Origin of the sequence: Streptomyces sp. RK9, assembly GCF_045070545.1 — a bacterium.
GTDB lineage: Bacteria > Actinomycetota > Actinomycetes > Streptomycetales > Streptomycetaceae > Streptomyces > Streptomyces alboflavus.
This window is the reverse complement of record NZ_CP173704.1, coordinates 886,696-911,457: the sequence shown is the minus strand read 5'-3', so window position 1 is coordinate 911,457 and position 24,762 is coordinate 886,696. Positions and strand designations below refer to the sequence as shown.

20 protein-coding genes and 1 tRNA gene are annotated in these 24,762 nt (G+C 71.8%); 15 read left to right on the top strand and 6 right to left on the bottom strand.

From position 1 onward, the window contains the following. Positions 1-40: 40 nt before the first annotated feature. Positions 41-493, bottom strand: coding sequence for a hypothetical protein (locus AB6L24_RS24200; RefSeq protein WP_405658337.1), 453 nt, complete (start codon positions 491-493; stop codon positions 41-43). Between the two features lie 388 nt (positions 494-881). Here AB6L24_RS24200 and AB6L24_RS24195 point away from each other — a divergent pair, with 388 nt between their 5' ends. From AB6L24_RS24195 to AB6L24_RS24185, 3 genes are all read left to right on the top strand, one after another. Then, on the top strand, positions 882-1,640 hold the full coding sequence (locus AB6L24_RS24195; protein ID WP_405658335.1) for a GntR family transcriptional regulator: 759 nt from the start codon (positions 882-884) through the stop codon (positions 1,638-1,640). Then, a complete protein-coding gene (locus AB6L24_RS24190) occupies positions 1,637-2,320 on the top strand; it encodes an AAA family ATPase (RefSeq protein WP_405658333.1) in 684 nt (227 codons plus the stop codon). Before AB6L24_RS24195 ends, AB6L24_RS24190 begins: the two co-directional genes overlap by 4 nt. 881 nt (positions 2,321-3,201) lie before the next feature. After that, positions 3,202-3,283, top strand: a tRNA-Ser gene (locus tag AB6L24_RS24185). 157 nt (positions 3,284-3,440) lie between these two features. Here AB6L24_RS24185 and AB6L24_RS24180 read toward each other — a convergent pair. Further along, on the bottom strand, positions 3,441-3,947 hold the full coding sequence (locus AB6L24_RS24180; RefSeq protein ID WP_405658330.1) for a hypothetical protein: 507 nt from the start codon (positions 3,945-3,947) through the stop codon (positions 3,441-3,443). A gap of 24 nt (positions 3,948-3,971) precedes the next feature. Then, positions 3,972-4,562, bottom strand: a complete 591-nt coding sequence (locus tag AB6L24_RS24175) for a hypothetical protein (RefSeq protein WP_405658327.1) — start codon at positions 4,560-4,562, stop codon at positions 3,972-3,974. An 834-nt stretch (positions 4,563-5,396) separates the two neighbouring features. On the opposite strand from AB6L24_RS24175, the gene AB6L24_RS24170 reads away from it, so the two are divergent. Together AB6L24_RS24170 and AB6L24_RS24165 are read left to right on the top strand one after the other, a co-directional pair. Then, a complete protein-coding gene (locus AB6L24_RS24170) occupies positions 5,397-5,636 on the top strand; it encodes a hypothetical protein (protein ID WP_405658325.1) in 240 nt (79 codons plus the stop codon). A gap of 142 nt (positions 5,637-5,778) precedes the next feature. After that, positions 5,779-6,243, top strand: coding sequence for a hypothetical protein (locus AB6L24_RS24165; protein ID WP_405658323.1), 465 nt, complete (start codon positions 5,779-5,781; stop codon positions 6,241-6,243). A 190-nt stretch (positions 6,244-6,433) separates the two neighbouring features. Here AB6L24_RS24165 and AB6L24_RS24160 read toward each other — a convergent pair whose 3' ends face one another. Continuing rightward, entirely contained in the window at positions 6,434-7,492 is a 1,059-nt protein-coding gene (locus AB6L24_RS24160; protein ID WP_405663294.1) for a bifunctional DNA primase/polymerase, read from the bottom strand. Between the two features lie 516 nt (positions 7,493-8,008). Here AB6L24_RS24160 and AB6L24_RS24155 point away from each other — a divergent pair. The 9 genes from AB6L24_RS24155 (at position 8,009) to AB6L24_RS24115 (ending at position 17,517) form a co-directional block, all read left to right on the top strand. Beyond that, positions 8,009-8,320, top strand: coding sequence for a hypothetical protein (locus AB6L24_RS24155; RefSeq protein WP_380834809.1), 312 nt, complete (start codon positions 8,009-8,011; stop codon positions 8,318-8,320). Between the two features lie 247 nt (positions 8,321-8,567). Continuing rightward, positions 8,568-9,755, top strand: a complete 1,188-nt coding sequence (locus AB6L24_RS24150; protein ID WP_405658321.1) for an acyl-CoA dehydrogenase family protein — start codon at positions 8,568-8,570, stop codon at positions 9,753-9,755. Next, entirely contained in the window at positions 9,752-10,915 is a 1,164-nt protein-coding gene (locus tag AB6L24_RS24145; protein WP_405658318.1) for a bifunctional MaoC family dehydratase N-terminal/OB-fold nucleic acid binding domain-containing protein, read from the top strand. Before AB6L24_RS24150 ends, AB6L24_RS24145 begins: the two co-directional genes overlap by 4 nt. 1 nt (position 10,916) lies before the next feature. After that, on the top strand, positions 10,917-12,083 hold the full coding sequence (locus tag AB6L24_RS24140; RefSeq protein ID WP_405658315.1) for an acyl-CoA dehydrogenase family protein: 1,167 nt from the start codon (positions 10,917-10,919) through the stop codon (positions 12,081-12,083). After that, positions 12,080-12,562, top strand: a complete 483-nt coding sequence (locus AB6L24_RS24135; protein WP_405658313.1) for a MaoC family dehydratase — start codon at positions 12,080-12,082, stop codon at positions 12,560-12,562. Before AB6L24_RS24140 ends, AB6L24_RS24135 begins: the two co-directional genes overlap by 4 nt. Continuing rightward, positions 12,559-13,725 (top strand): lipid-transfer protein, encoded by a 1,167-nt coding sequence (locus AB6L24_RS24130; protein ID WP_405658311.1) that lies wholly within the window; start codon positions 12,559-12,561, stop codon positions 13,723-13,725. Before AB6L24_RS24135 ends, AB6L24_RS24130 begins: the two co-directional genes overlap by 4 nt. Before the next feature lie 52 nt (positions 13,726-13,777). Beyond that, on the top strand, positions 13,778-14,668 hold the full coding sequence (locus tag AB6L24_RS24125) for a DUF1906 domain-containing protein (protein WP_405658309.1): 891 nt from the start codon (positions 13,778-13,780) through the stop codon (positions 14,666-14,668). A gap of 327 nt (positions 14,669-14,995) precedes the next feature. Beyond that, on the top strand, positions 14,996-15,559 hold the full coding sequence (locus AB6L24_RS24120; RefSeq protein ID WP_030357870.1) for a SigE family RNA polymerase sigma factor: 564 nt from the start codon (positions 14,996-14,998) through the stop codon (positions 15,557-15,559). 308 nt (positions 15,560-15,867) lie between these two features. Further along, a complete protein-coding gene (locus AB6L24_RS24115) occupies positions 15,868-17,517 on the top strand; it encodes a long-chain fatty acid--CoA ligase (protein ID WP_405658307.1) in 1,650 nt (549 codons plus the stop codon). Positions 17,518-17,628: 111 nt separating this feature from the next. On the opposite strand, the gene AB6L24_RS24110 is transcribed toward AB6L24_RS24115, so the two are convergent. Beyond that, entirely contained in the window at positions 17,629-18,918 is a 1,290-nt protein-coding gene (locus tag AB6L24_RS24110) for an MFS transporter (RefSeq protein ID WP_405658304.1), read from the bottom strand. Between the two features lie 164 nt (positions 18,919-19,082). On the opposite strand from AB6L24_RS24110, the gene AB6L24_RS24105 reads away from it, so the two are divergent. After that, entirely contained in the window at positions 19,083-19,670 is a 588-nt protein-coding gene (locus AB6L24_RS24105) for a TetR family transcriptional regulator (RefSeq protein WP_405658302.1), read from the top strand. A gap of 59 nt (positions 19,671-19,729) precedes the next feature. Here AB6L24_RS24105 and AB6L24_RS24100 read toward each other — a convergent pair whose 3' ends face one another. Continuing rightward, positions 19,730-24,625 (bottom strand): PAS domain-containing protein, encoded by a 4,896-nt coding sequence (locus AB6L24_RS24100; RefSeq protein ID WP_405658300.1) that lies wholly within the window; start codon positions 24,623-24,625, stop codon positions 19,730-19,732. Positions 24,626-24,762 lie beyond the last annotated feature (137 nt).

The window sequence follows — 24,762 nt, the reverse complement described above, 5'->3', positions numbered from 1 at the left end:
GTTGCCGCTCCGGGGGCGCGCGCCGTTGAAGTGGAATGGGTCAGGCGTAGATGTGCTGGGCACCGGCCACGCGCAGCGCGGTGTGCGCCTGGCGGGCCCGCAGACCCGCCGCGTCCAACTCGTCGGCCGGGACGTCGCCGACGGCCATCGCGGCGTCGACCGCTTCCTGAGCGACGGCCAGAAGGTCGCCGTTCTGCGTGGTCATGAACAGCGTGTCCATCGCGCTGGTGACAGCCGAGCGAGCCGCATACCGGGCCTGCCGCGTCTCGGCCGTGTCGGCCACGCCCTCCCGGCGGGCCACGATCTTCAAGTACTGCTGTTCCCGGTGGCGGACCAGCGCGGCCAGCAGCGCCGGAACCGCGTCGGCCAGCGCCCGGCGGCGCTGCTCGGCCGTGGCTGTGCGGGTGGTTCGGGTGGCGCTCAGGTGCTGCATGAACCCGGCGACGACGGCCCCGGCCAGGGTGCCGAGAACCGCGATCAACGTTGCAGTCATGAGAACTCCCAAAGGGTCGAAGGAGCACGTTCCGGCTCCCCTCAGCACTGCTCGTACGAGACGAGCAGCGGAGGCAACCGGCCGCAGCAGACGAGCTGCGGAGCAGTCGAATCGCGCTGCGCAGCACGCGAGAGATCCCGCGTGGCCGCCTACTTGCCGGAGGAGAGGCGGCGTGATCCCCATGCAGTTGTCAATGAACGGCAGCTCCCCGGTGGGCGCGGTAGCCCTTGTGCTGGGCTCCCGTTTTCACGGGACACACCGAGCGCTGAGCGACTGCCGATCCGGCGTTCCAACCGGCGGTCACATCCCTAAGGTTCCCTAGGGTTCCCTGCGGTGTCAAGCGGTAGGGTAGGGAACCTAAGGGCACTGCGACGAAGGAGCTGGCGGGATGGCAGGTCAGGTCGACAATCGGGCGCCATACGCACGGATTGCCGCCCACTACGCGGAGCTGATCGCGTCCGGAGAGCTGCCGCCAGGGTCGCTACTGCCGAGCATCAAGAACCTCTCCGAGCAGTGGACCGTGAGCACCGCGACGATTGAGAAGGCCCTGCGCAAGCTCCGCAACGAGGGTCTGGTCAGAGGCATTCACGGCATCGGCACGGAGGTTCTGGACCGGCCCGCCCCGATGTCCTCGGGATCTCAGCGCCAGGACCGGGGGCACCGCACCGGGTCGAGTTGGGGGTCAGGCGAAAGGTCTGACTCGCACCAGGCGGCCGTGGTCCCGGCACCTGCGGATGTTGCGCAAGCCCTGGATATCGAGCCTGGCTCCGAAGTCATCCGCCGACGCCGCGTGTACAGGGACCGACACGGCATCGTGGCGCACAGCACGTCGTGGATCCCCATCCAGTACGGGAAGTTGATCCCCCAGTTGGCAATGAGTGAGCGCTTGACCGGCGGGACGTCACTCCAGCTCATCGCCGCAGCGACCGGCCGCCCGATCAGCCATCGGATCGACACTGCCTCTGCGCGCCTGCTGACAGCAGAGGACGCACAGCTTCTGGAGCTGGACCCCAGCAACCCGCCTGTAGAACCCTCAGTCGTGATGACAGCGAAGTTCGTCGACAGCGAGGGCAGCGTGGTCGAGTACGGCGTCGACCTTGGCGGCCCCGGCCGGACCTGGCGAACGGAGTCGGAGGTCTCCGAGTGACTGCCATGGATGACACGCTCATGAACGTGCTTGAAGGTCGCCTGGACGCATTGCTCGCGGCTCGCCGTACCGGCCCGCTCACGTCCGAAGCCGAAGCCGAGATGGCCGCCATCTCTCAGACCTTGACGAAGCCGATGCCCACCCGTCCGCCACGCTGTGTCCTGATGGCAGGGCTCCCCGGCTCCGGTAAGACCACGCTCGCCCGTGCCCTAGCCTCTCGTGGGTTCATGCGCCTGTGCCCGGATGAGGAGATGTACCGCCGCCACGGTGTGTACGGGGTGGACTTCCCGCGGGGCACCTTCCCCACCCTTGAGCGGCCGGTCCTTGAGGATGTCGCGGTTGAACTGCGGAAGCTGCTTCTGGCCGGGCGCGACGTCGTGGTTGATCATGGCTTCTGGACTCCGGATGACCGCACCCGGTGGCGAACCATCGCGACCGACGCGGGCGCTTCTCAGGTACTGGTCTATCTCGCGGCCAGCCATGACGAACTCTGGTCACGGATCAGTCAGCGCAACGAGTTCCACGCGGACGATCCCAACTCGATCTACTTCTCCGAGAGTGACCTGCAGCGGTACCGCACCCGGTTCATCCCTCCTCAGGAAGACGAACCACACCTTGTGTACGACGGCGGTCCTGCGTCCGTGTTGGCGGTGCTGAACGCGGCTAACGACGAACACTGACTCGCCTTCCGCGAGCCACTGAGCCCTCTCCTCGACGGACTAGAGACGGCCATTACAAGGTGGTAAGGCGTTCCTAACTCGACTGCTCTACGCGGATAGAAGTAAGAGTGGAATCAAGTACTCCGGATTCCGCATTCGGTTGCGTTGTTCATTTTGGGAAGTTTTTCTTCTCCACAGCGTGTACATAGAGTTCTCGCAGCTCAGGGGCCATCGCGCGCAAAGAATGGCGACTTGTTCGCAGGGTTGTCCACCGGGTCGTGCACAGATCTGAGGGCTTTACGCACAGTCATGGGGATGTTGTCCACAGCCCTTGTGGATAACCAGATTGGTGGGCGACGAGGCGGCTGTCACTATTGCCCGCTAACGGGTGGCGTGGTCGCACAAAAAAGGCGGCCCCCGCTGCAACGGGAGCCGCCCCGACCTTGTCCCTAGCTGAGAAAGGTCTAGTCATGACCGTACCCACGAACCCGGAGTCGCCGCACTCTCAGGTCGGCGGCGGCCGCCAGGTTGGTAGGTCAACGTCGGCCAGGCGCCTCCGTAGGCGGGGTGTGCTTGTAGGCGCAGTTACTGCGGTGGCACTCACCGTAGTGATCCTGGTGTTGGCCGTTCCTGGACTTGCGGCCCCTATTGGCACCGCTGCCGGAGTCGTTGCGGTAGTTGTCCCGCTGATTCAGATGCTGTGGCGTGGGGGAGCGTCCGGCGGTAGCTCGGCAGACGAACCGTAACCGGCGATAGGGCGCCTGGCTGGTGACCCTCCTGCAAGCCGTGGCGCGGTGCCCACGGCCCCGTCGACCGCAGCGCGCGAATGGCGGGGCCGTGGCCAACCTGCGGCCAAGGACAAGCACGCCGAGCCTGGGTTGAACCACGAACGCCTGGTCAAGGGTGGAACCGCAGGTCAGTACAACACGGTCTTGAAAACCGTCGTGGCGCGAGTCACCGTGGGTTCAAATCCCACACCCACCGCCGCAGGTCAGCGTTACGTGCTGGTCAGAAGGGGCGCTCCGTTTCGGGGGCGCCCCTTCTTCTTGATCGCTGTCTCGCCTTGATCCGCCCCTGCTCACGGAAACGGGGCGCCTGGTCGGTCACCGGGGCCCCTCTGCTGTCCGTGTGTGCAGAGTTGTCAGTCCTGCTCTCCGGATTCCGGATCGTTGATCCGAGGAACAGGCTTGAACGGACCGAACCGGGGGCGCTGTTGCTTCGCCAGATGTCGATGCCACTGCCTGACGCACCACCAGGCGAACACGAGGGGCACGAAAGACAGCGCCGTGGGAGTCAATGGCGGCAGCCCCGACCACAGGGGCATTGGCCACGCCACCGCGACGACGATCGGAGCCACGACGGTCAGGCCCATCAAGAGCGCGCCCCACACGTCGTCGACCCGTTCCCACCACGAACGGTGCTCAAGATATGACTGAACCGACATCAGCACGGCTGCCACGAGCGCCACGGCCGGGGCGATCAACCAGGGCGACGAGGGCATGCCTCGGTTGCCGAAGAGTTCGCCGATGAAGGTGGCCGGGATGTACGCAACGAGCAGGAAGGTAACGGCGGAGAGAACACCGCTGCCCAAGTTGCCGAGCTCGTCGTCGGTCGAATCCTGCGCAGGTGAGTCCAGGTTCTGCTTCATTGACGGTCCCCTTCCCCACTGTTTCTACATGCACGCATGGGCCAGGTCGGGGAGTCCCGTGGAGTTGACGATGAGGTTCACGATGTCATCGTCGAGCCCCTTCGGAACGGTACGGTGCTTGATGAACGACCAGACGGCCTTCCATACCTTCTTGCCTTTCTTGACGAGCTTCCACGCCTTGGCGATGCCGATTCCGTTCTCGGCGGCGAACTTCGCTACCCCGGCCGCACATCCGAACCAACCGAACGCCACTACCGCGCCCTGAGCATGCTGCTTCTGGTTCAGGAAGTCGCTGACCTCACGGAGCGCTTCCTGGTCGCCGGCTTCGACTCTCTTGATCAGCGGTTCGGGGATCGAAGCGATGAGATCAAAAGCGCGCTCGAGTGCGGCTTCGCCTTCTTCATCGCTGACTCCGGCCAGCCGAGGGTCAACATCGGTGGACGCGGCGCCGGTCGGAGCCTGCACCATGACAGTCGATATCGAAGCCTGCGCCGCGTCCACGTGCGCGCGCTCGGCAGCAACTGCCGATCCAGACAGGCCCGCGCCAATCATTGCTGCGGCGACCAGGCCGGCAACTGCTGTGCTGAGCCCGCGTCGTTGAGTGCCGTTCTGCACGTTCCGTACTCCTCTAAGTACATACTGTGTTCACTTGAGGGCATGGCTCACAACCCAACTCCTTTGGGAGAAAGAGTTGTTTAACCGGCCTCGGGGACAAGATTGACTTCATCATGCACCTATTGGGCAAGCTGTGGCGGAAGCCACAATTCCGCCCTAGGGCTCCCTCGAAGCAACGGTGTTGGCGCATTTGTAGCCGTGTGAGCACAGCCCTGGAGCGCGGACGGCCTGTAATGCCAAGGTTCGCGCGACGAGGTGGGTGAGATAGCCGCAGCGACCTTGGCCGAATCCATCCCGCTCAGTCCTCAAGGCGGCCCCGCTGCTCGCGCCGCAAGACCGAGGGGGCGGACGCCGGTGGCGTCGACTGCAGGGAACGTGCGCCGGATCTCGCGATCCGCCAGGTCCAGGAGGCCCTGTCCAGGCCGCGCACCCTCTTGAAAACCGTCGTGGCACCGATGTCACCGTGGGTTCAAATCCCACACCCCCCGCCTCTTTCGTTTTACGGGCAAGGAGAGTTGGACGTTGCCCCTTCCAACTCCCCTGTCGACGGCGGTGGTTCAGGCTCCGGGCCTCTCTGAGTGAGGGATAAAGGGGCGTGGGAACTGTAAATGATCAACCCGGACCGGCGTGTGATGTTCACCTCAAGGTGCGAACCTCTCTGTGCCCAACTTGCCCGCATTGCCCGTGTATCGGTGTGGCGTTTTGCCGGTCTCGTCGCGACTGGGCCTTTGCCGCCAAGGGTCCTTAACCCTTCTTGACATGCGGTTTGCGTGAAACGCATGATCTCTCGGCGCCGGAATTCTGGCGCCTGCAATTCGAAACGGGAGAATGTAAATGCGTAAGGTTTGCACGGCAATCCTGACGGGTCTGTTCAGCATCACGCTCTTTGTCGCGCTTCCGGGTAACCAGAGCGAAGCCCGCGCCATCACCTTCGACCCCAACGCGTGCCTTGATCTCTCCCAGGTGCAGGTGTGCAAGAAGGGTTACATCTGGAAGAACGTGCCGATGACCGGGCCCGTGGCGCCGGGCAAGTGCCGTCCCTGGGTTTCGGTGAAGACCAAGAAGAAGTGCTGACGAACCTGCGCCGCAGTTCGTGCGTGTGAGTGGCGGGCCATCATGTGATGGCCCGCCACCTTTGTTTGGGGCGCGGTGAGTTGGGCGGTGGTGGGGAGAATGGTCGGGGCGTGCTGCGTCTGCCTGGGGGAGGGGGAGTCGGATGGATCGGCGAACGTTCGTGGCCGTGGCGCTGGCTGTCGGGCTCGTGTCGGGGTGTGGTGCCGAGGCGGCCGGAGAGGAGGGGCGTTCCGGTGATTCCGAGCGGGGTGCCCGGGGTGCGGTCGAGGCTTATGTGCGGGCGTTGAACGCGCGGGACGCCGATGCGCTGATGAAGGTCGGGGGTGTTCCCGATGATGCGCGGGCCCGGCGGGAGGCGCGGCGGATCATTGCCGACAAAGGGGGTCGGGAGCTGTCGATCGTCGATGTCCGGGTCGAGATCGACATGGGGCCGGATGTCGGGTCGGCGAGGCTGCGGGCCCGGGAAGGGGCGGGGAAGGGAGCCGGGGGTGAGGTACGGGACGTGTTCACCGTGGTGCGCAGGGAGGGTGAGTGGTACGTGGTCGTCTTCATCGACCGGCCGTCGCCGCCCGGTAAGACGGCGTCGGAGGTCCGGGAGGGCGGGTGACGGGCGGGCGTCGAGCGCGGCCCCGGCGGTCGTGTCGTGACGGTGCGCGTCACCCGTGGCCCGTCAGATGGTGTCCGCGTGGCCTGTCGGACGGTGTCACGCATGGCCCGTCAGATGGTGTCCGCGTGGCCTGTCGGACGGTGTCACGCATGGCCCGTCAGATGGTGTCCGCGTGGCCTGTCGGACGGTGTCACGCGTGGCCCGTCAGGCGGGCCGCCGAGGCGATCGTCGAGGCCGCCTCGCGTGCGGTGAGGCCGACGCGGAGCGCCGCGTCGGTGAGGGGTGCGGTGAGGGCCTCGCCGAAGCCGTTCTCGTACGCCCGGCACGCCGCCCAGAACAGGCGGGTGTTGCGCTGGCCCTCGTGCGCGGCGAGGACGAACTGGACCAGGCCCTGGCCCTGTTGGGGGTCCGCGGGGGCGCCCGCGTGCGCGGGCCGCGCGCGGCGTCGTGGTGACGGGGTGAGCAGCCGCAGGAGCGCGGGCGGGCAGGTGGCCGGCGGAAGGTGGGCCGTGCCGGGGACCGCGCTGTAGACGCCGTGCTCGGTGCGGGAGCCCGGGCCGACCAGGTAGCCGCCCGCGCCGCGGATGTCGATGCCGGGGGCCAGGCGGCCCGCCGAGTTCGGTACGACGGTGTCGGGCGGGCCGGCCAGCCAGATGTGGCGGCCCCCGCTCGGCGTCGCCACGACGACGGTCTCCGGGATCGTGAACAGGTGCCGCAGCGCCAACTCCCGCAGCTCGGCGGGGGCGTCGACGCCCGACTTGGTGTCCAGGTCGATGCCGATCAGGTGGTACGGCGGCAGTCCGCAGGCGATGCCGTAGCCGGAGGCCCAGGGCGCGGCGGCGAACAGTTCGCGGATGCGGTGCGGGTCGGTCGACGCGTCGTACACGCCGTGTCCCATGCGGCCGCACTCGCCGCGGCAGGGCGATGGGGGGTGCGGGGCGTCGCCGTGCCGTGGAGTGTCGCCGTGCCGCGGAGCGTCGCGGTGCCCTGGGGAGGCGTGGTGCCCCTGGGAGGCGTGGGAGCCCGGGACGGTGCGGTCGCCGGGGACGGCGCGGGCGTCCGGGGAGGCGTGGTCACCGGGGACGGCGTGCGCGTCCGGGGAGGCGTGGTCACCGGGGACGGCGTGCGCGCCCGGGACGGCGTGGTGCCGTGCCTCGTCGTGGTGCGGGGAGCGCAGCGCCGGGAGCTTCGTCCGCGACAGCGGGATGACGGCGAGGCCGCGCTCGGCGGCGGTCAGGGCGTGGGCCAGCGCGAGGGTGGCGGTGCGGCGGTCGGCCCGGTGCTCCGGCGTTCGGGGCTCGGCCCCGTGGGGTTCGCCCCGGTGGGGTCCGGCCCCGTGGCGGGGGGCGTGGTCGGCGGCGCGGTCTGCGGCATGGCGGTCGATGGGGGCCATGCCCTCAGTTTCGTACAAACGTTCGATGAAAGGAAGGGGGGTGGCCCGGGGTGGCGCGCCGGATGCGGGCGGCGCCCCCGACTTCGGCCGGATGCGGGAACGCTTCAGCCCGTGCGGCGCCTGGCCTCGGCCATCGAGACGGCGCTGAGCTGCGACGTCGGGGGCGCAAAGCGTGTTTATCGACTTGTCCTCACGCTTGCGGGGGAATCGAGCCTTCCGGGGTGGTTCGCCGGGGATGCCATGGGCAACTCTGGTCTCGCGACGTCGTGCAGATGCAGAACCGAGGCGGTCGGCCAACCGCCTTGGAGCAAGCGTTACTTGAGGCGTATCCGGCTTCCCGCCGGTGCGAATCTCCCGTTCTGGAGGAATGACATGGCAAGCATCCGTACCGCCCGCGCCCTCGCTGCTGTCGCGGCCCTGCCCCTCGCCGCCGCTCTCTTCTCCGGCGTTGCGATGGCCGACAACGGCTCGTTCGCGGACGACGGATCCAACGCCGGTGTGGCTACGGTCAACGGCAGCGGCGTCGGCGACGACAACAACGGCAACTCGTCCACGACGCAGCAGCAGGCGGTTGGCAACGGCGCCTCGAACCAGAGCAACACGGCTCAGGTGAACGGTTCCGCGTTCACGGAGATCGACCAGACCAACGCGAACGTCGCCGTCAACTTCAGCGAACTGTGGTGACCTCGGGCCTCGTCGGGGAGTGATCCTCGGGGCCTGCTCCAAGGGGTGATGTGACAGTTGCGCGGCGGTGCCTCGGGCGCCGTCGCGCAACTGCGTCCGGGGGCGTAGGGGCGGGTTCCCGCCGGGACCCTCCGGTGTGCGGGTGCGCGCGGGGGCCTTGACGCCGGTTCTGTTTCTGACGGACAGTCAGAAATCGTTCCCGGCAAGCGGCCCGTACGCGGCCGTACGAGAAGGAGAGGCCGCCGACGTGCACCTCGCCCCCACCGAACGCCAGCAGCGCCTGCGCGCCGAACTGCGCGCGTACTTCCGTGAGCTGATGCCGGAAGGACCGCCCGCGAGCGACGACAAGGCAGGGCAGCGGCGACTCCTGCGCCGCATCGGCGCGGACGGACACCTGGGCCTCGGCTGGCCCGTCGAGTACGGGGGCCAGGGGCGCGGCGCCGACGAGCAGTTCGTGTTCTTCGACGAGGCGTACCGCGCGGGCGCACCCGTGTCGATGGTCACCCTGAACACCGTCGGGCCGACCCTCATGAAGTACGGGACCGAGGAACAGAAGGCCGCCCTACTGCCCGGGATCCTGCGCGGGGAAACCGTCTTCGCGATCGGTTACAGCGAGCCGTCCGCGGGCACGGACCTCGCCGCACTGCGGACCCGGGCCGTCCGCACGGCGGGCCCGCGGGGCGACTGGCTGATCGACGGCCAGAAGAGCTTCACCTCCAACGCCCAGAACGCCGACTGGATCTGGCTCGCCTGCCGCACCGACCCCGACGCGCCCAAGCACCGGGGCATCTCGATCCTCCTCGTGCCGACCGACGCGCCGGGCTTCTCCTGGACCCCGATCGAGACCGTCGGCGGCCAGACCACGACGGCGACGTACTACGACGGCGTACGCGTGCCCGCGGGGAACCTCGTCGGCGCGGAGCACGGCGGCTGGGACCTCATCACCAACCAGCTCAACCACGAGCGGATCGCGCTCGCGGCGATCGGCATGCAGGCCGAGGACTTCTACGCGGCGGCACGCACGGCGGCGACATCACCCGATCCGGTGAGTGGCGAGCGCCGGATTGACGCTCCGTGGGTCCGTTTGAAACTGGCGGAGGCGCATGCGCGACTTGCCGCGACACGCCTGCTCAACTGGCGTTTGGTGGGTGATGTGGAGGCGGGGGGCCCGGCCCCGGGGGACGCGAGCGGCGTGAAGTTCGTGGGAACCGAATCGGCGGTCGAGGTGTACCGAATATGTCAGGAGATCGCGGGGGACTCGGGGCTCGTGCGGGCCGGTTCGCCCGGCTCCCTGGCACAGGGGACGGCCGGGGACGGGGAGCTGGAGCGGATGAACAGGGCGGCGCAGATCAACACCTTCGGGGGCGGGGTGAGCGAGGTGCAGCGGGAGCTCGTGGCGACGATGCGGCTCGGGATGCGGAGGGGGCGGCGATGAGGGGCGGGGACGACGCGGGCGGACTCGGCGGACTCGGCGGACCGGGCGCGCGCGAGCCGGACGAGCTGTACGAGAAGTTGAGGGCGTACGAGGGGCAGGCCGCAGCCGTCGGCGGGCGCGGCAAGGACCCGGTGAACGAGCCGATGATCAGGCACTGGTGCGAGGCGATGGGGGACACCCACGCCGCGTACACCGGCCCGGAGGCCGTGGCCCCGCCGACCATGCTCCAGGTGTGGACGATGGGCGGCCTCTCCGGCCACAGCGGCCGCTCGGAGGCGTACGACGAGCTGTTCGCCCTGCTGGACGACGCCGGGTACGCCTCGGTGGTGGCGACCGACTGCGAGCAGGAGTACGTGCGTGCGCTGCGCCCCGGTGACGAGATCACCTTCGACGCGGTGATCGAGTCGATCTCGGAGCGCAAGACGACCAAGCTCGGCACGGGGTACTTCGTGACGACGCGGATGGACGTCCGCGCGGACGGCGAGCCGGCGGGGACGCATCGCTTCCGGATCCTGAAGTACGTGCCTGCGCGGCGGCGGGTGAAGGGGGCGGGCGCGGCGGGGCCGGCGAGTGCGGTGGGGTCCGCGGGGGCGGCGGGCGCGGTGGGATCGGCTGAGCCCGCGCCTGCGGCTGAGGTCGCGAGGCCGGGCGCCCCGGCGCGGAGCAGACGGCCGCGACCCGTGATCAACAGGGACAACGCCGGGTTCTGGGAGGGCGTGACCCGGCACCGGCTCCTGATCCAGCGCTGCGGCTCCTGCGCCCGCCTCCGCTTCCCCTGGCTGCCGGGCTGCAACGCCTGCGGCTCGCCCGACTGGGACACGGTCGAGGCGAGCGGCGAGGGCACGGTCTTCTCGTACGTGGTGATGCACCACCCGCCGTTCCCGGCCTTCACCGTGCCGGACCGCGCCACCGACACGGCGGAGCCGTACGCGGTCGTGCTCGTCGAGCTGGCGGAGGGGGTGCGGATCATCAGCCAGGTGGTGGGGGTGGAGCACGACCGGGTGCGGATCGGGATGCCGGTGCGGCTGGAGTTCCAGCGGGTCGACGAGGATCTTGAGCTGCCGCTGTTCCGGCCGCTCGCGCCGGACGGTGTTCCGGACGCGGCCCCGGCCGGGGCGGTCGGCCGTGCGCGCGAGGGCTCCCGAGGGGGCGGGCGCTGACATGGACTTCACGCCCACACCGGAGCAGGCGGCCGCCCGTGACCTGGCCGCGCGGATCTTCGGGGATCTGTCCGCACCGGACCGGCTCGCGGCGGCGGGCACCGGGACGGACGCCGAGCTGTGGAAGGCGCTGTGCGCGGCGGGCCTGCCGGGCGCGGTGGAGGAGGTCGGACTGCTCGGCCTGGTGCTGCTCCTGGAGGAGCAGGGCCGGACCACGGCACAGGTGCCGTTCGCGGTGAGCTGTGTGTACGGACTGCTCGCGGTGGCGGCGCACGGTTCGGCGGACCAGCGGGCGAGGCTGCTGCCGGGGCTGCGGGACGGGACGGAGGTGGCGACGGGGGCGTTGCCCGCGCGCGGGGGCGTCGGTCGGGTGCGGGTCGAGGACGGCAGGCTGACCGGGGCGGTGCCGTTGGTGCCCTGGCTGCGGGACGCGACGTTCGTGCTGGTGGCCGCGGCCGACCGGAGCCTGTGGCTGGTGCGGACGGCCGACGCGGGGTGCGAGCCGGTCGAGCTGACGGCGCCGTGGCGGGCGGGACGGCTGGTGCTTGAGGGGGTGCGGGGGGAGCGGCTGGGGGGTGGTGAGGACGCGGGCTCCGGTGGGAGCGGGAGTGGGGGCGTGGGCTCAGGTCGGGGTGAGGGCGCGGGCTCCGCGCGGGGCCCTGCCGCGGTCGTGTACGACGACGTCCTCGCCACCGCGCGTACGGCCTTCGCCGGGCTGCAGGCCGGGGTGTGCGCGGGGTCGCTGGCCCGGGCCGTGGCGTACACCAACGAGCGGGAGCAGTTCGGCCGCCCGCTCGCGGCGAAGCAGGCGGTGCAACTCCGGGCGGCGGAGGCGTACATGGACACGGAGGCGATCCGGGTCACGGCGTACGAGGCGGCGTGGCGCAGGGACGAGGCCCTGGCGTACGGCACGCACGCGCTGACCGCCGCGTGGTGGGCGTCGGAGGCGGGCCGCCGCGTCGTGCACGCGGGCCAGCATCTGCACGGCGGCGTGGGCGCCGACGTGGAGTTCCCGGTGCACCGGCACTTCCTGTGGGGCCGCCAGCTGGACGCGTATCTGGGCTGTGGCGGCGAAGTCCTGGCCGAATTGGGCGACTTGATCGCGACGGAGGGGACGGCGGCGGAGAGGTCCGCGACAGACGTGTCCGCAACGGAGGAGTCCGTATGAGCACCGCATCCGCACCGCGCGCGGGGGACACGCTGCCGCCCCTGGAGATCCCGGTCACCCGCACCCTGATCGTCGCCGGTGCCATCGCCTCGCGGGACTACCAGGACGTGCACCACGACGTGGAGCTGGCCAGGGCGAAGGGCTCCCCCGACATCTTCATGAACATCCTCACGACCAACGGCCTGGTGGGGCGGTATCTGACGGACTGCTTCGGCCCCGAAGCCACCTTGCGGAAGGTGGCGATCAGGCTGGGGGCGCCCAACTACCCCGGGGACACGATGACGTTGACAGGGGTGGTCGAGCAGGTCGAGCCGGGCGCGGCGGGTGCGGCGGGCGCGCCCGAGGCAGGGACGGCGACGGTCACCGTCAAGGTCGTCGGAGCCAACAGCATCGGCAAGCACGTGACCGGCACCGTCACGCTGACGGTGCCCGCCGGGCCGGCGCGGACGGCGGGCGCACGGGCCGGGGGTGACGCATGAGCGTACGGAAGAAGGACAGCCTCGGCGGGAGGGCGGCGGTCGTCGGGATCGGGGCGACGGAGTTCTCCAAGGACTCCGGGCGCAGCGAGCTGAAGCTGGCCGTCGAGGCGGTGCGGTTCGCGCTCGACGACGCGGGGCTGCGCCCGGACGACGTGGACGGCCTGGTGACGTTCACGATGGACACCAGCCCGGAGATCACGGTGGCGCAGGCGGTGGGGATGGGCGACCTCTCCTTCTTCTCCCGCGTGCACTACGGCGGCGGCGCGGCCTGCGCGACCGTGCAGCAGGCGGCCCTCGCGGTGGCGAGCGGGGTGGCCGAAGTGGTCGTGTGCTACCGGGCGTTCAACGAGCGGTCGGGCCGCCGCTTCGGCTCCGGGGTGCGGCATCGGGAGCCGTCGGCGGAGGGCGCGGCGCTCGGCTGGTCGCTGCCGTTCGGGCTGCTCACGCCCGCGTCGTGGGTGGCGATGGCGGCCCAGCGCTACCTGCACACGTACGGCCTGACGCCGGAGGCCTTCGGCCAGGTGGCGGTCGTCGACCGGAAGTACGCGGCGACGAACCCCGCGGCGTACTTCCACGGCAGACCCATCACGCTCGCGGACCACGCGGCCTCGCGGTGGATCGTCGAGCCGCTGCGGCTCCTGGACTGCTGCCAGGAGACGGACGGCGGCCAGGCGGTCGTCGTGACGAGCGTGGAGCGGGCCCGCGACCTGCCGCGCCCGCCCGCCGTGATCGCCGCCGCGGCCCAGGGCGCGGGCCGTGCCCAGGAGCAGATGACGAGCTTCTACCGCGACGACCTCATCGGCCTGCCCGAAATGGGCGTGGTGGCACGGCAGTTGTGGCGGACGTCGGGGATGGCGCCCGGGGACATGGACGTGGGGATCCTGTACGACCACTTCACGCCGTTCGTGCTGATGCAGCTGGAGGAGTTCGGGTTCTGCGAGCCGGGGGCGGCGGCGGAGTTCGTGGCGAAGGAGCTGCTGCCGCTGAACACCCACGGCGGCCAGCTCGGCGAGGCGTATCTGCACGGGATGAACGGCGTGGCCGAGGCCGTCCGGCAGATCCGCGGCACGGCGGTGAACCAGATACCCGGCGCGGCGCGCGCCCTCGTCACGGCGGGCACCGGTGTCCCCACATCGGGGCTGATTCTGGCGGCGGACGGCTGAACGCGGCGCGTGTCCCGCGCTCGGCGGCGGACCGGGACCGTTCACTCGCTGCATGCGCCATCGAAAGAAGCTTCTGGGAATCGTGCTGGGCCTGGCCCTGGCGACACTGGCCATGGACACGGAGTCGGGCTCGGCCGCGACAACGACGACCACGATCACACCGCCCGGCGGGCCGCCGCCCGGCCCGGACCCCGGCCTCACCCGCGCCACCACCGCGGGCCGGGCGGGCGCCGCCTTCTACGGCCGCGCCTTCGACACCTGCCAGGCGCCGTCCGCCGACACCATGCGGCGCTGGCGGGAGTCGGACTACGGGGCGGTCGGGGTGTACTTCGGCGGCCGCGGCCGGGCCTGCCCGAACCAGCAGCACCTGAGCAGGGACTGGCTGCGGTCGGTCGACGAGATGGGCTGGGGGGTGCTGCCGCTGTACGTGGGCTCGCAGTCGCCGTGCGTCGTGGCACAGAACAAGCAGCACGTCCGCATCGGGCGCAACCCCGCGCAGCAGGGCGCAAGAGAAGGAGAGGACGCGGTCACCAAGGCCCAGAACCTCGGCATCGCGCCGGAGAGCCCGCTGTACCTGGACATGGAGTCGTACCGCCGGAGCGACCGCGCCTGCGCCCGCGACACCCTCGCGTTCGTCCGCGCCTGGAACCGCGAAGTGCGCAGCCAGGGCTACGTACCGGGCTTCTACAGCAGCGCGAACTCCGGCGTACGGCACATGGACGAGGCCCGGCGGCAGGGCGTCGACGACCTGCCGGAGGTGATGTGGTTCGCGCGCTGGAACGGCGAGCCCGATCTGTACGGCGAGCCCGCGCTCGGGCGGGACGCCTGGCTGCCGGGCGGCCGGATCCACCAGTACGCGGGCAACGTCACCGAGCGGCACGGGGGGCGCACGATCACCATCGACCGCAACCTCGTGGACGCACCGGTGGCCACGCTGGGCTAGGGCTGCCCGGCCGGGTCGGCCCGGCCCAGGGGTTCCCTCAGGGACCACGGGCCCACCCGGACCGCCGGGCGCCACGCGTGTCCGTCCGGCCGCGCCCGGCGTCGCCGGTTCCCGCGCGCCCGCCGTCCGCCGGGCGCGTACGCCCCCGGACCCCGACCCCCGCCGCCAGGCGCTTTCGTACACCTCAGGGTTGAACCCGCAGGGGTCAGCCCCGCCTCCTCCACCTTCAGGAGGTGGGGCAGGCTCCCCTCGTACAACCTGAGGCGGACAAGGCTTCGGGACCTGCGGCCGATCCGCTGATGTAGGGGTCGCTTCTAGCGTGGAGCCATGACCGCATCCATGGTGTCCGTGTGCACCAGCGCATCGAAGGCCGCGACGCGGACCACGAGTCCTTCCGCCTACCCGTCGTTCGCCTCCTACGTCCGGGCCCGCCAGCTTGTGCTGCTGCGCACTGCCCGGTCGCTGACGGCGAACCCGAGCGATGCCGAGGACCTGCTGCAGACGGCGCTGACCAAGACGTATGTGGCCTGGGACCGGATCGAGGACCACCGGGCGCTCGACGGCTATGTGCGCCGGGCGCTCCTGAACACCCGCACGTCGCAGTGGCGCAAGCGCAAGGTCGACGAGTTCGCCTGCGACGAGCTGCCCGAACCCGAGACCGTGCCGGCCGGTGACCCGGCCGAGCAGCAGGCGCTGCACGACGCGATGTGGCGCGCGATCATGAAGCTGCCCGCGCGGCAGCGGGCGATGGTCGTCCTGCGGTACTACGAGGACCTGAGCGAGGCGCAGACGGCCGAGGTGCTCGGGGTCTCCATCGGCACAGTGAAGAGCGCGGTGTCGCGTGCGCTCGGCAAGCTCCGTGAGGACCCGGAGCTGACGCCGGTCCGCTGAGCGCGGGCTTCCGCCGGGCCGCGGGTTCCCCCGAGCGTCCGGCCTCCCCGAGCGTCCGGCTCCCCCGCGAGCGTCGGGCTCCGCCGGGTGTAGGCCCGCCGAGTGTGTGCTCCGCCGGGCACCGCTCCGCGCCACCGGCCCGGAGTCGACGGGGGCCATGCACGTCATCCGCTCCTGCGCGGTCATTTTCCCTCCAGGTGCTCCCGCGGTAGTGACATACCGCACGGTATGCGGCAAGAATCTGGGGCTACTAGCAGGTAAAGCGCCGGGATCACCCGGTCGCCTGTGCCGCCCACCAGGAGGACGCCGTGCTGAGCACCATGCAGGACGTACCGCTGACTGTGACCCGCATCCTCGACCACGGGACGACCGTGCACGGGGATTCGCAGGTCGTCACGTGGACCGGTGACGGTGCTCCGCAGCGCCGGACCTTCCGGGACATCGGTGCCAGAGCCGCCCAGCTCGCCCACGCCCTGCACGACGACCTCGGAATCCGCGAGGGCGACGCCACAGGGACGTTCATGTGGAACAACGCCGAGCACGTCGAGGCGTACTTCGCCGTCCCCTGCATGGGCGCCGTCCTGCACACCCTCAACCTGCGGCTGCCCGCCGACCAGCTGACGTGGATCGTCGGCCACGCCGCCGACCGCGTGATCATCGTCAACGGCTCGCTGCTCGGCCTGATCGCCCCCCTCCTCGACCGCCTGCCGACCGTCGAGCACCTCGTCGTCTCCGGCCCCGGCGACCTCTCCCTCCTCGACGGCGCCCGCGTCCGCGTCCACGACTACGAGGAACTCATCGCGGGCAAGCCCACCAGCTACGACTGGCCCGAGCTGGACGAACGCCGTGCCGCCGCCATGTGCTACACCTCCGGCACCACCGGCGACCCCAAGGGCGTCGTCTACTCCCACCGCTCCATCTACCTGCACTCCATGCAGGTCAACATGACCCAGTCCATGGGCCTCACCGACGCCGACCTCAGCCTCGTCGTCGTGCCGCAGTTCCACGTCAACGCCTGGGGTCTGCCGCACGCCACCTTCATGACCGGCGTCAGCATGCTGATGCCGGACCGCTTCCTGCAGCCCGCGCCGCTCGCGGAGATGATCGAGTCCGAGCGGCCCACGCACGCCGGCGCCGTGCCCACCATCTGGCAGGGCCTGCTCGCCGAACTCACCGCCAAGCCCCGCGACGTCGCCTCCCTGAAGCAGGTCACCATCGGCGGCTCGGCCTGTCCGCCCTCCCTGATGGAGGCCTTCGACCGGCTCGGCGTGCGGGTCTGCCACGCCTGGGGCATGACCGAGACCTCGCCGCTCGGCACGGTCGCCCGGCCGCCCGCGCACGCCATCGGCACCGACGCGGAGTTCGCCTACCGTCTCACCCAAGGTCGCTTCCCCGCCGGTGTCGAGGGCCGTCTGGTCGCCCCCGACGGCAGCCGGCTGCCCTGGGACGGCGAGTCCGCGGGCGAGCTGGAGGTGCGCGGCCCGTGGATCGCCGGTGCGTACTACGGCGGGGTGGGCGGCGAGGCCCTCAGGCCCGAGGACAAGTTCAGCTCCGACGGCTGGCTGAAGACCGGCGACGTCGGTGTCATCAGCGCCGACGGATTCCTGACCCTCACCGACCGCGCGAAGGACGTCATCAAGTCCGGCGGCGAGTGGATCTCCTCCGTCGAGCTGGAGAACGCGCTGATGTCCCACCCGGACGTCGCCGAGGCCGCGGTCGTCGCCGTCCCCGACACCAAGTGGGGCGAACGGCCGCTCGCCACCGTCGTCCTCAAGGAGGACGCCACCGCCGACTACGCGGCCCTGCGCGACTTCCTCGCCACCCGCGTCGCCAAGTGGCAGCTCCCGGAGCGCTGGGCGATCGTCCCGGCCGTCCCCAAGACCAGCGTCGGCAAGTTCGACAAGAAGGTGCTGCGCAGGCAGTACGCGGCGGGCGAGCTGGATGTGACCCAGCTCTGACGCCCGGCTGCCGTACGGCAGGTCACGGCACGGATGCCCCGCGGGCGCGGCTCGCGGGGCAGCGCCTCGCGAGCCGCGCCCCTGCTGCTCACCGCCGAATCCCTCTGCCGCTCACCGTCGTGTCCGCAGCGACGTCACCCCCCACCCCACGGCCAGGCAGCCCGCCGCCACCGCGCACACCCCGTGCCAGCCCCAGTGCGTGAACGCCGTGCCCGCGAGGGCCGAGGCCAGGGCGCCGCCCGCGAAACCCGCCACCACATAGGCGGTGTTGGCGACCGCCGGGGTGGAGGTGGTGGTCAGGGCCAGCGTCTGGTTGGCGATGTGGCTCGCGACGAGCGCCGCGTGGACGGCCACCGCCGCCGCGCACAGGGCCCACAGCCGCTCGCCGCCCAGCCAGAACAGCGGCACCGACACCGCAGCGAGCACATACGCCGACGCCACCACCCTGGCCACGCCGAACCGGTCCACGAGGCCGCCCGCGACCGGCGCCACGAGGCTCGCCGCCAGGCCGAACAGCCCGAACAGGCCGGCCGCGCCCGTCGTCATGCCGTACCCCCCGTCCCCATGACCGGTGAGCAGCAGCGCGAGGGAGGTCCACAGCGCGCTCCACGCGCCGTACATCCCGCCCTGGCGTATGCAGGCCCGGCGCAGCTCCGGTGACATCCGGACGACACCCGGGAGTTGGGCGAGACCCGCGAACAGCGGGCCGCTGCGGCGCTGCACCTCCCTGGGCAGGGCGGCCGCGGAGGCCAGGCCGAGCACCGCCGTGAGCACGGCCGCGCCGAGGAAGACGGCACGCCAGCCGAAGGCCTGCCCCGCGAGCGCGCCGAGCACCCGGGCGGCGACCACGCCGGTGAAGAGCCCGGCTATCAGCGCCGCGACATGGCTGGCCCGCCGGTGCGCCGGTGCCCGCGCGGCGACGAGCGGCACGAGCAGCTGCGGGACGACCGTCGCCGCGGAGGCGACAAGCACGGCGGCGGCCAGCGCGGTCGCACCGGAGGCCGTCGCGCCCAGGGCCAGCGCGGCGGCGGTGGCCAGGGACAGCGCAGCGACCAGCCGCCGGCGGTTCACGCGGTCGCCGAGCGGGGCGAAGAACAGCAGCCCGGCCGCGTACCCGAACTGGGCCACCGAGGCGATCCACGCGACGCCCGACGGTGTGGAGCCGAAGTCCCGTGCCATGAGGGGGAGCAGCGGGGCGGCGACGTAGATGTTCGCCGCCGTGACCGCCGTGCAGACAGCTATGAGGACGAGGAAGAGGCGCGGCGGGAGCCCGCCCGGGGGTGCCTGGTCCACCGCCGCCGAGGTGCCTGGCAGCGATTCCGCCCGGGATTCCGCCCGGGATTCCGACAGTGATGCCGACAGCGATTCCGCCCGTGGTTCCGTCCGGGACGGGGATGGCATGCGTGAGGTCATGGGTGGCAGGGCTCCAATGTCGTACCGCCGATGGCACTCCCGTGCCGCAGCTTGCAACCAACCGGTTGGTTGTTAAAGTCTGCGCCCGTGCTTCGATGACTGTCAAGCAACCAAACGGTTGGTTAGAAGTGGGAGGCGCTTACGCTGGTCCCATGGGAGTGAGAGACCCCGAGGCCACCAAGGCCCGGATCTTCGACGCGGCAGTCACGGAGTTCGCCCGGTTCGGCATCGCGGGCGCCCGCATCGACCGCATCGCGAGCGAGGCGAAGGCCAACAAGCAGCTCATCTACGCCTATTACGGCAACAAGGCGGAGCTGTTCGCGCAGGTCCTCGAGAAGAAGATGGTCGACCTGGCCGTCAGCGTCCCCATCGACGCCGACGACATCGACGGCTGGATGGACCGGTTGATCGACTACCACTCCACCCATCCCGAGGTGCTTCGCCTGCTCTTCTGGGAGGGCATCGAGTACGGCAGCACGGAGGAGTTGCCGCACGAGTACGAACGCCAGGCGCACTACGACCGCAAGGTCGCCGCCTTCGAGGAAGGCCAGGCGCGCGGGGTCATCACGACCGCGATCCCGGCGCCCGACATGCTGTTCATGCTGGTCGCGCTGGCCGGATGGGCCTCCGCGGTGCCGCAGATGCGGCGGGTCCTGGTGGGCGGCGAGGACGCGGACCGCGCGCGCCTGCGCGCCTCGGTCCGCGCCGCCGCGCGCCGCCTCACGGCGCCCGGCGACTAGGGCCTGTCCGTCCCGCGCGGGCCTGCTCCGGCTGACGTGTACCGGCCGGTGCGTACCGGCTAGTTCGTACCGATCTTCGCCAGCAGGTCCACGATCCGGCTCTGCACCTCGTTGCTCGTGGACCGCTCCGCGAGGAACAGCACGGTCTCGCCGGCGGCGAGCTTCGGCAGGTCGGTCTCGTCGACGGCCGCCGTGTAGACGACGAGGGGGGTGCGGTTGAGCTGCCCGTTCGCGCGCAGCCAGTCGACGATTCCGGCACGTCGGCGGCGTACCTGGAGCAGGTCCATGACCACCAGGTTCGGCCGCATCTGCGCGGCGAGCGTGACCGCGTCCGCGTCGCTCTCGGCCCGCGCGACCTTCATCCCGCGCCGTTCCAGGGTCGCGGTCAGGGCCAGCGCGATCTCCTCGTGCTCCTCGATCAGCAGGACGCGCGACGGGTGCTGCTCGCTGTCGCGCGGCGCGAGGGCCTTCAGGAGCACGGCGGGGTCGGCGCCGTACGCCGCCTCCCGCGAGGCCTGTCCGAGCCCGGCCGTGACCAGGACGGGAACCTCCGCGGCGACCGCCGCCTGCCGCAGCGACTGCAGCGCCGTACGCGTGATCGGCCCGGTCAGCGGGTCCACGAACAGGGCCGCGGGGAACGCGGCGATCTGTGCGTCGACCTCTTCGCGCGAGTGCACGATGACCGGACGGTAGCCGCGGTCGCTGAGGGCCTGCTGAGTGGTGACGTCGGGCGCGGGCCACACCAGGAGGCGGCGCGGGTTGTCGAGCGGCTCGGGCGGCAGCTCGTCGTCCATGGGCTGCGGCTGCGGCTGGTTCGACACCTCGACGGCGCCACCGGGGCCGTCCAGGAGCTGCGGTCCCTCGTCGGCGTCGGCGTCCGGCGCGCCGATGGCGTAGGCGCGCCCGGTGCCCTCCGTGGTCGGCGAAAGCCGGGGCTGCGCCGGTGCCTTGGCCTGCTGCGGCTGGGGCTGCGCCTGGGGGTGCGGGCGGGCCGCGTCCTGGCGCTCGTCGGCGGCGGGGTCGGGCCGCGTGGACAGCCGCCTGCGCCGCCCCGAACCTCCGGAGGCGGGCTGCGCGGGGGTCTGGGCACTCTGAGCGCCCTGGCCGCCCTGACCGCCCTGGGACGGGTCCTGCTGCGCGGGCTGTGCCTGCGGCAAGGGGTGGGCCTGCGGGGGCTGCTGGGACTGCGGCGGCTGCCCGGCCTGCTGAGGCTGGCCCGCCTGACCGGGCTGCCCCGGCTGCGCCCCGGCCTGGCGGCCGAACGGCACACCCTGTCCGAGCGTTCGTACGCTGATGGCGCGCCCCTGCGTCGAGTTCGGGTCGACGGGAGCGGCCTCGGCGGGCAGCGGCTGGGCGGCACGCACGCGTGGATCACGTTCCGGCGGCAGAGCGGCGCCCTGGGCGGGCGTCGGGACGCCTTGCGCGGGCGTTCCGTCGGCCTGCGGACCGGCCTGCGGACCGGCCTGCTGAGCAGCCTGCGGACCAGCTTGCGACGGCACACCCGTGGCCGGGGTCCCCTCGGCCGGAGTGCCGGTGGTGGCAGGGGTGCCGCCCGCCGGGGTGCCCTGGACCGGCATCCCCTGGGAGGGCGTCCCGTCGGCCGCCGGAGCCTGCCGCGCGCGCCGACGTCCGGTCGGGGCCTGCGGCTGGGCGGCCGGGGCCCCCGGGGCTCCCTGCGCGGCCGGACCGGCCTGCCCGGGCAGCATCGCGGCGGCGGCCTGCGCGGGGTGGGGCTGGAGCGGGGTGTGGTCGTCGGCCGGATCGCGCAGCGCGGCGGCGTGCTGTCCGGTGTCGTCCTGCCCGGCGGGGCCGGTGGGGCCGGTGGGGCCGACGTGGCCGAGGGAGCCGGCGGGGCCGACACCGGGCGCTGCCACGGGCAGCCCGCCGGGCGCCGCACCAGGCGCACCGCCCGGAGCACCCACAGGCTGACCACCCTGAGCCCCCGAAGGCGCACCGCCCGGAGCCCCCGAAGGCGCACCGCCCGGAACCCCCGAAGGCGCACCGCCCGGAACCCCCGAAGGCAGACCACCCTGAACCCCGGCGGGCGCACCACGCCGAGCACCCGTCGCCCGCGCACCCTGCGCTCCCCCGGACCGAGCCCCCTGCGCCCCCGCGGTCACACTCTCCTGGACCTGCGCCTGCGCCTCCGGCGCACCACCCTGCGCGGGTACGCCACCACGGCCCCCCGCCTGAAGTCCTGCCTGCACGCCCGCCGGTACGTTCACAGAGGCACCGACCTGCACGGACCCACCGCGCGCGGCGCCCAACTGCCCGGGCCCGCCCTGCGGCACGCCTCCCTGCGGCACGCCTCCTTGAGACACGCCTCCCTGAGGCACACCACCGTGCGGCACGCCGCCCTGAGGGCCACCCTCCTGAGACCCACCCTCCTGCGCCGCCCCGCCCACCTGCTCGGCCCGGCCGGGCGCGCCGTTGCCCTCCTCGCGGTCCGCCTCGGCCGGGGGCAGCGCGAACACCCGCCCGCTGGAGGCCTCCTCCGCGGCGGCACGCTCCCGGGCCGCGGCCAGCGCGCGCCGGGCCCGTCGGCCACCCGTACGCGGATCCGCGCCCTCGTTCCCGGCCGCGCCGGACGCACCCGCCTCCGGACCGGCCGCCTGGCCCGTCCCCGAGGGCAGCGCGGCCAGCGCCTGCTGCTCACCGCCGCGCCGGGCCCGCCGACCGGACGCCACGGCGACCTCCGTCGACATCGGACCGGCCTGCGACGGAACTCCCTGCGGCGGCACGGCCTGGCCCAGGGCCGCCGACCCGGCCGCGTGCTCGGCCGCCGTCACCACGGCACCCTCGGCCGGGCTCGGCCGTCCTCGACGCCGCCCGGTGCCGCCCGCACCCCCGGACGTACCGCCCGACGTGTCACCGGATCCACCACCGGCCCCGGCACCCGCACCCGCGCCCACGTCCGAGCCGACACGCGCAGGCCCCTCGGCCACGGCGCGCCGCCTGCGCCGCCCGGTCCCACCGGAACCGGAACCAGACCCGGCCCCGGACCCGGCGGCCTCCACGGACCCCGTGTCATCGCCCGCCGCACCCGGACCGGCATCCCCGGAGGCAGCGGCCGAGCCACCGTCATCCCCAGGAACCGCACTGTCCAGGAACGAGTCCACCGAGGACCGCCGGGCCCGCCGACGTCCGCCTCCGGTCCCGCCGGACGCACCGCCCGCGCCCCCGGAAGGACCCGCCCCCTGCCCGGGCACCTGCGCACCCGAACCGGCAGTCTCCGTAGACACCGAAAAACCGACAGCGCCCGCCGCGATGGCACTCGCGCTGTCGCCCATGGGCACTTCGAGGACGTACGCGTTGCCGTTCATGCCCGGCACCTCGTGCGTCTGGAGCACGCCTCCGTGGGCCTCGACGATGCCGCGTACGACGGGCTCGTGCACCGGGTCCCCGCCGGAGTACGGCCCGCGGACCTCGATGCGGACGACCTCGCCGCGCTGGGCCGCGGCCACGACGACCGTCGAGTCGACGTAACCGGCCTGCCCGCCGGGGGCGCCCGGAACGACGGCCCCCGCGCGCGTGTTGCCGGTGGCGTCGATTCCGGCGACGTCGGCGATCAGATGGGCCAGCGCGGTGGCGAGGCGGCGCGCGTCCACCTCGACCTCGATCGGCGGCGCGTGCACGGCGAACTGGGCGCGTCCCGGGCCGATCAGCTCGACGGCACCGTCGACACCGGCGGCGACGACGGCGTCGAGCGGGACGGCCGTACGGGACAACTGGTCGGTGCCGGCCTGGAGGCGCTGGTAGCCGAGGACGTTGTCGACGAGCGTCGTCATCCGGGCGTATCCGGCCGACAGGTGGTGGAGCACCTGGTTGGCCTCGGGCCAGAGCTGGCCCGCGTCGTCGGCGGCGAGCGCGGACAGTTCGCGGCGCAGTTCGTCGAGGGGGCCGCGCAGCGACTGGTCGAGGACGGCGACGAGCTGGCTGTGCCGCGCGGCGAGGGTCTCGTACCGCGACTGCTCGCGCTCGGCCAGCTCCTCGTGGCGGTCCTTCTCGCGCTCGGCGAGCGCCGCGTACCGCTCCTGCTCGGCGGCGAGTTCCTCCTCGCGCAGCTCGGCGGCCTCCGACAGCTCCTCGGCGTGCCGGGCGAGCGCGGCCTCGTACTTCTCGTTGAGCGCGTCGTAGGGCCGCCGGTCGGTGAAGGTCATGACGGCGCCGACGAGCTGGTCGCCGTCGCGCACGGGGGCCGTCGTCAGGTCGACGGAGACCTTCTCGCCGCTCTTGGACCACAGGACCTGGCCGCGCACGCGGTGCTTGCGGCCGGAGCGCAGGGTGTCCGCGAGGGGGGACTCGTCGTACGGGAAGGGGTCGCCGTCGGCGCGCGAGTGCAGGACGAGGGGGTGCAGCTCCTGGCCGCCGAGGTCGCTGGCGCGGAAGCCGAGTATCTGGGCGGCGGCGGGGTTCACGAGCACGACGCGCCCGTCGGTGTCGGTGCCGACGACGCCCTCCGCCGCGGCCCGCAGGATCATCTCGGTCTGCCGCTGCGAACGGGCGAGTTCGGCCTCGGTGTTGAGCGCGCCCGACAGATCGCGGACGACGATCATCAGCATCTCGTCGCTGCCGTAGCCGCCGTACCCGCCCTGGCTGCCGAACCGGTCGTCGTACGCGTGCCGGCTGTCCTCCAGGTTGGAGCTGGTGACCTCGACGGGGAACTCGTTGCCGTCGGTGCGGCGGGCGATCATCCGCTTCGGCTTGGTACGTCCGCGTTCGTCCGTGGTGTCCGGTCGGCGCATGGAGCCGGGGATCAGCCGGGAGTCGAACTCCGGCAGCAGATCGAGCAGTCCGCGCCCCACGAGCGCGGTGCCTGGCGCCTCGAAGGCCTCGAGCGCGATGGCGTTCGCGTTCACGACGGTCCCGTTGGCGTTGACCAGCACCAACGCGTCCGGGAGCGCGTCGAGTATGGCTGCGAGGCGAGCAGCGCCTCGGGATGGCCTGCTGCTCACGACGACGCTTCCTCCCTGATTACCGCATCTTGCTGACCGCCCGAGCCATCTTGCCTCTCGGCTCGCGGCGTGTCACGGGAGGGAGTCTACGGGGAGTGGTTGCGGGCGCGACGCCGGATGAGAGGGAGGTCGCACGC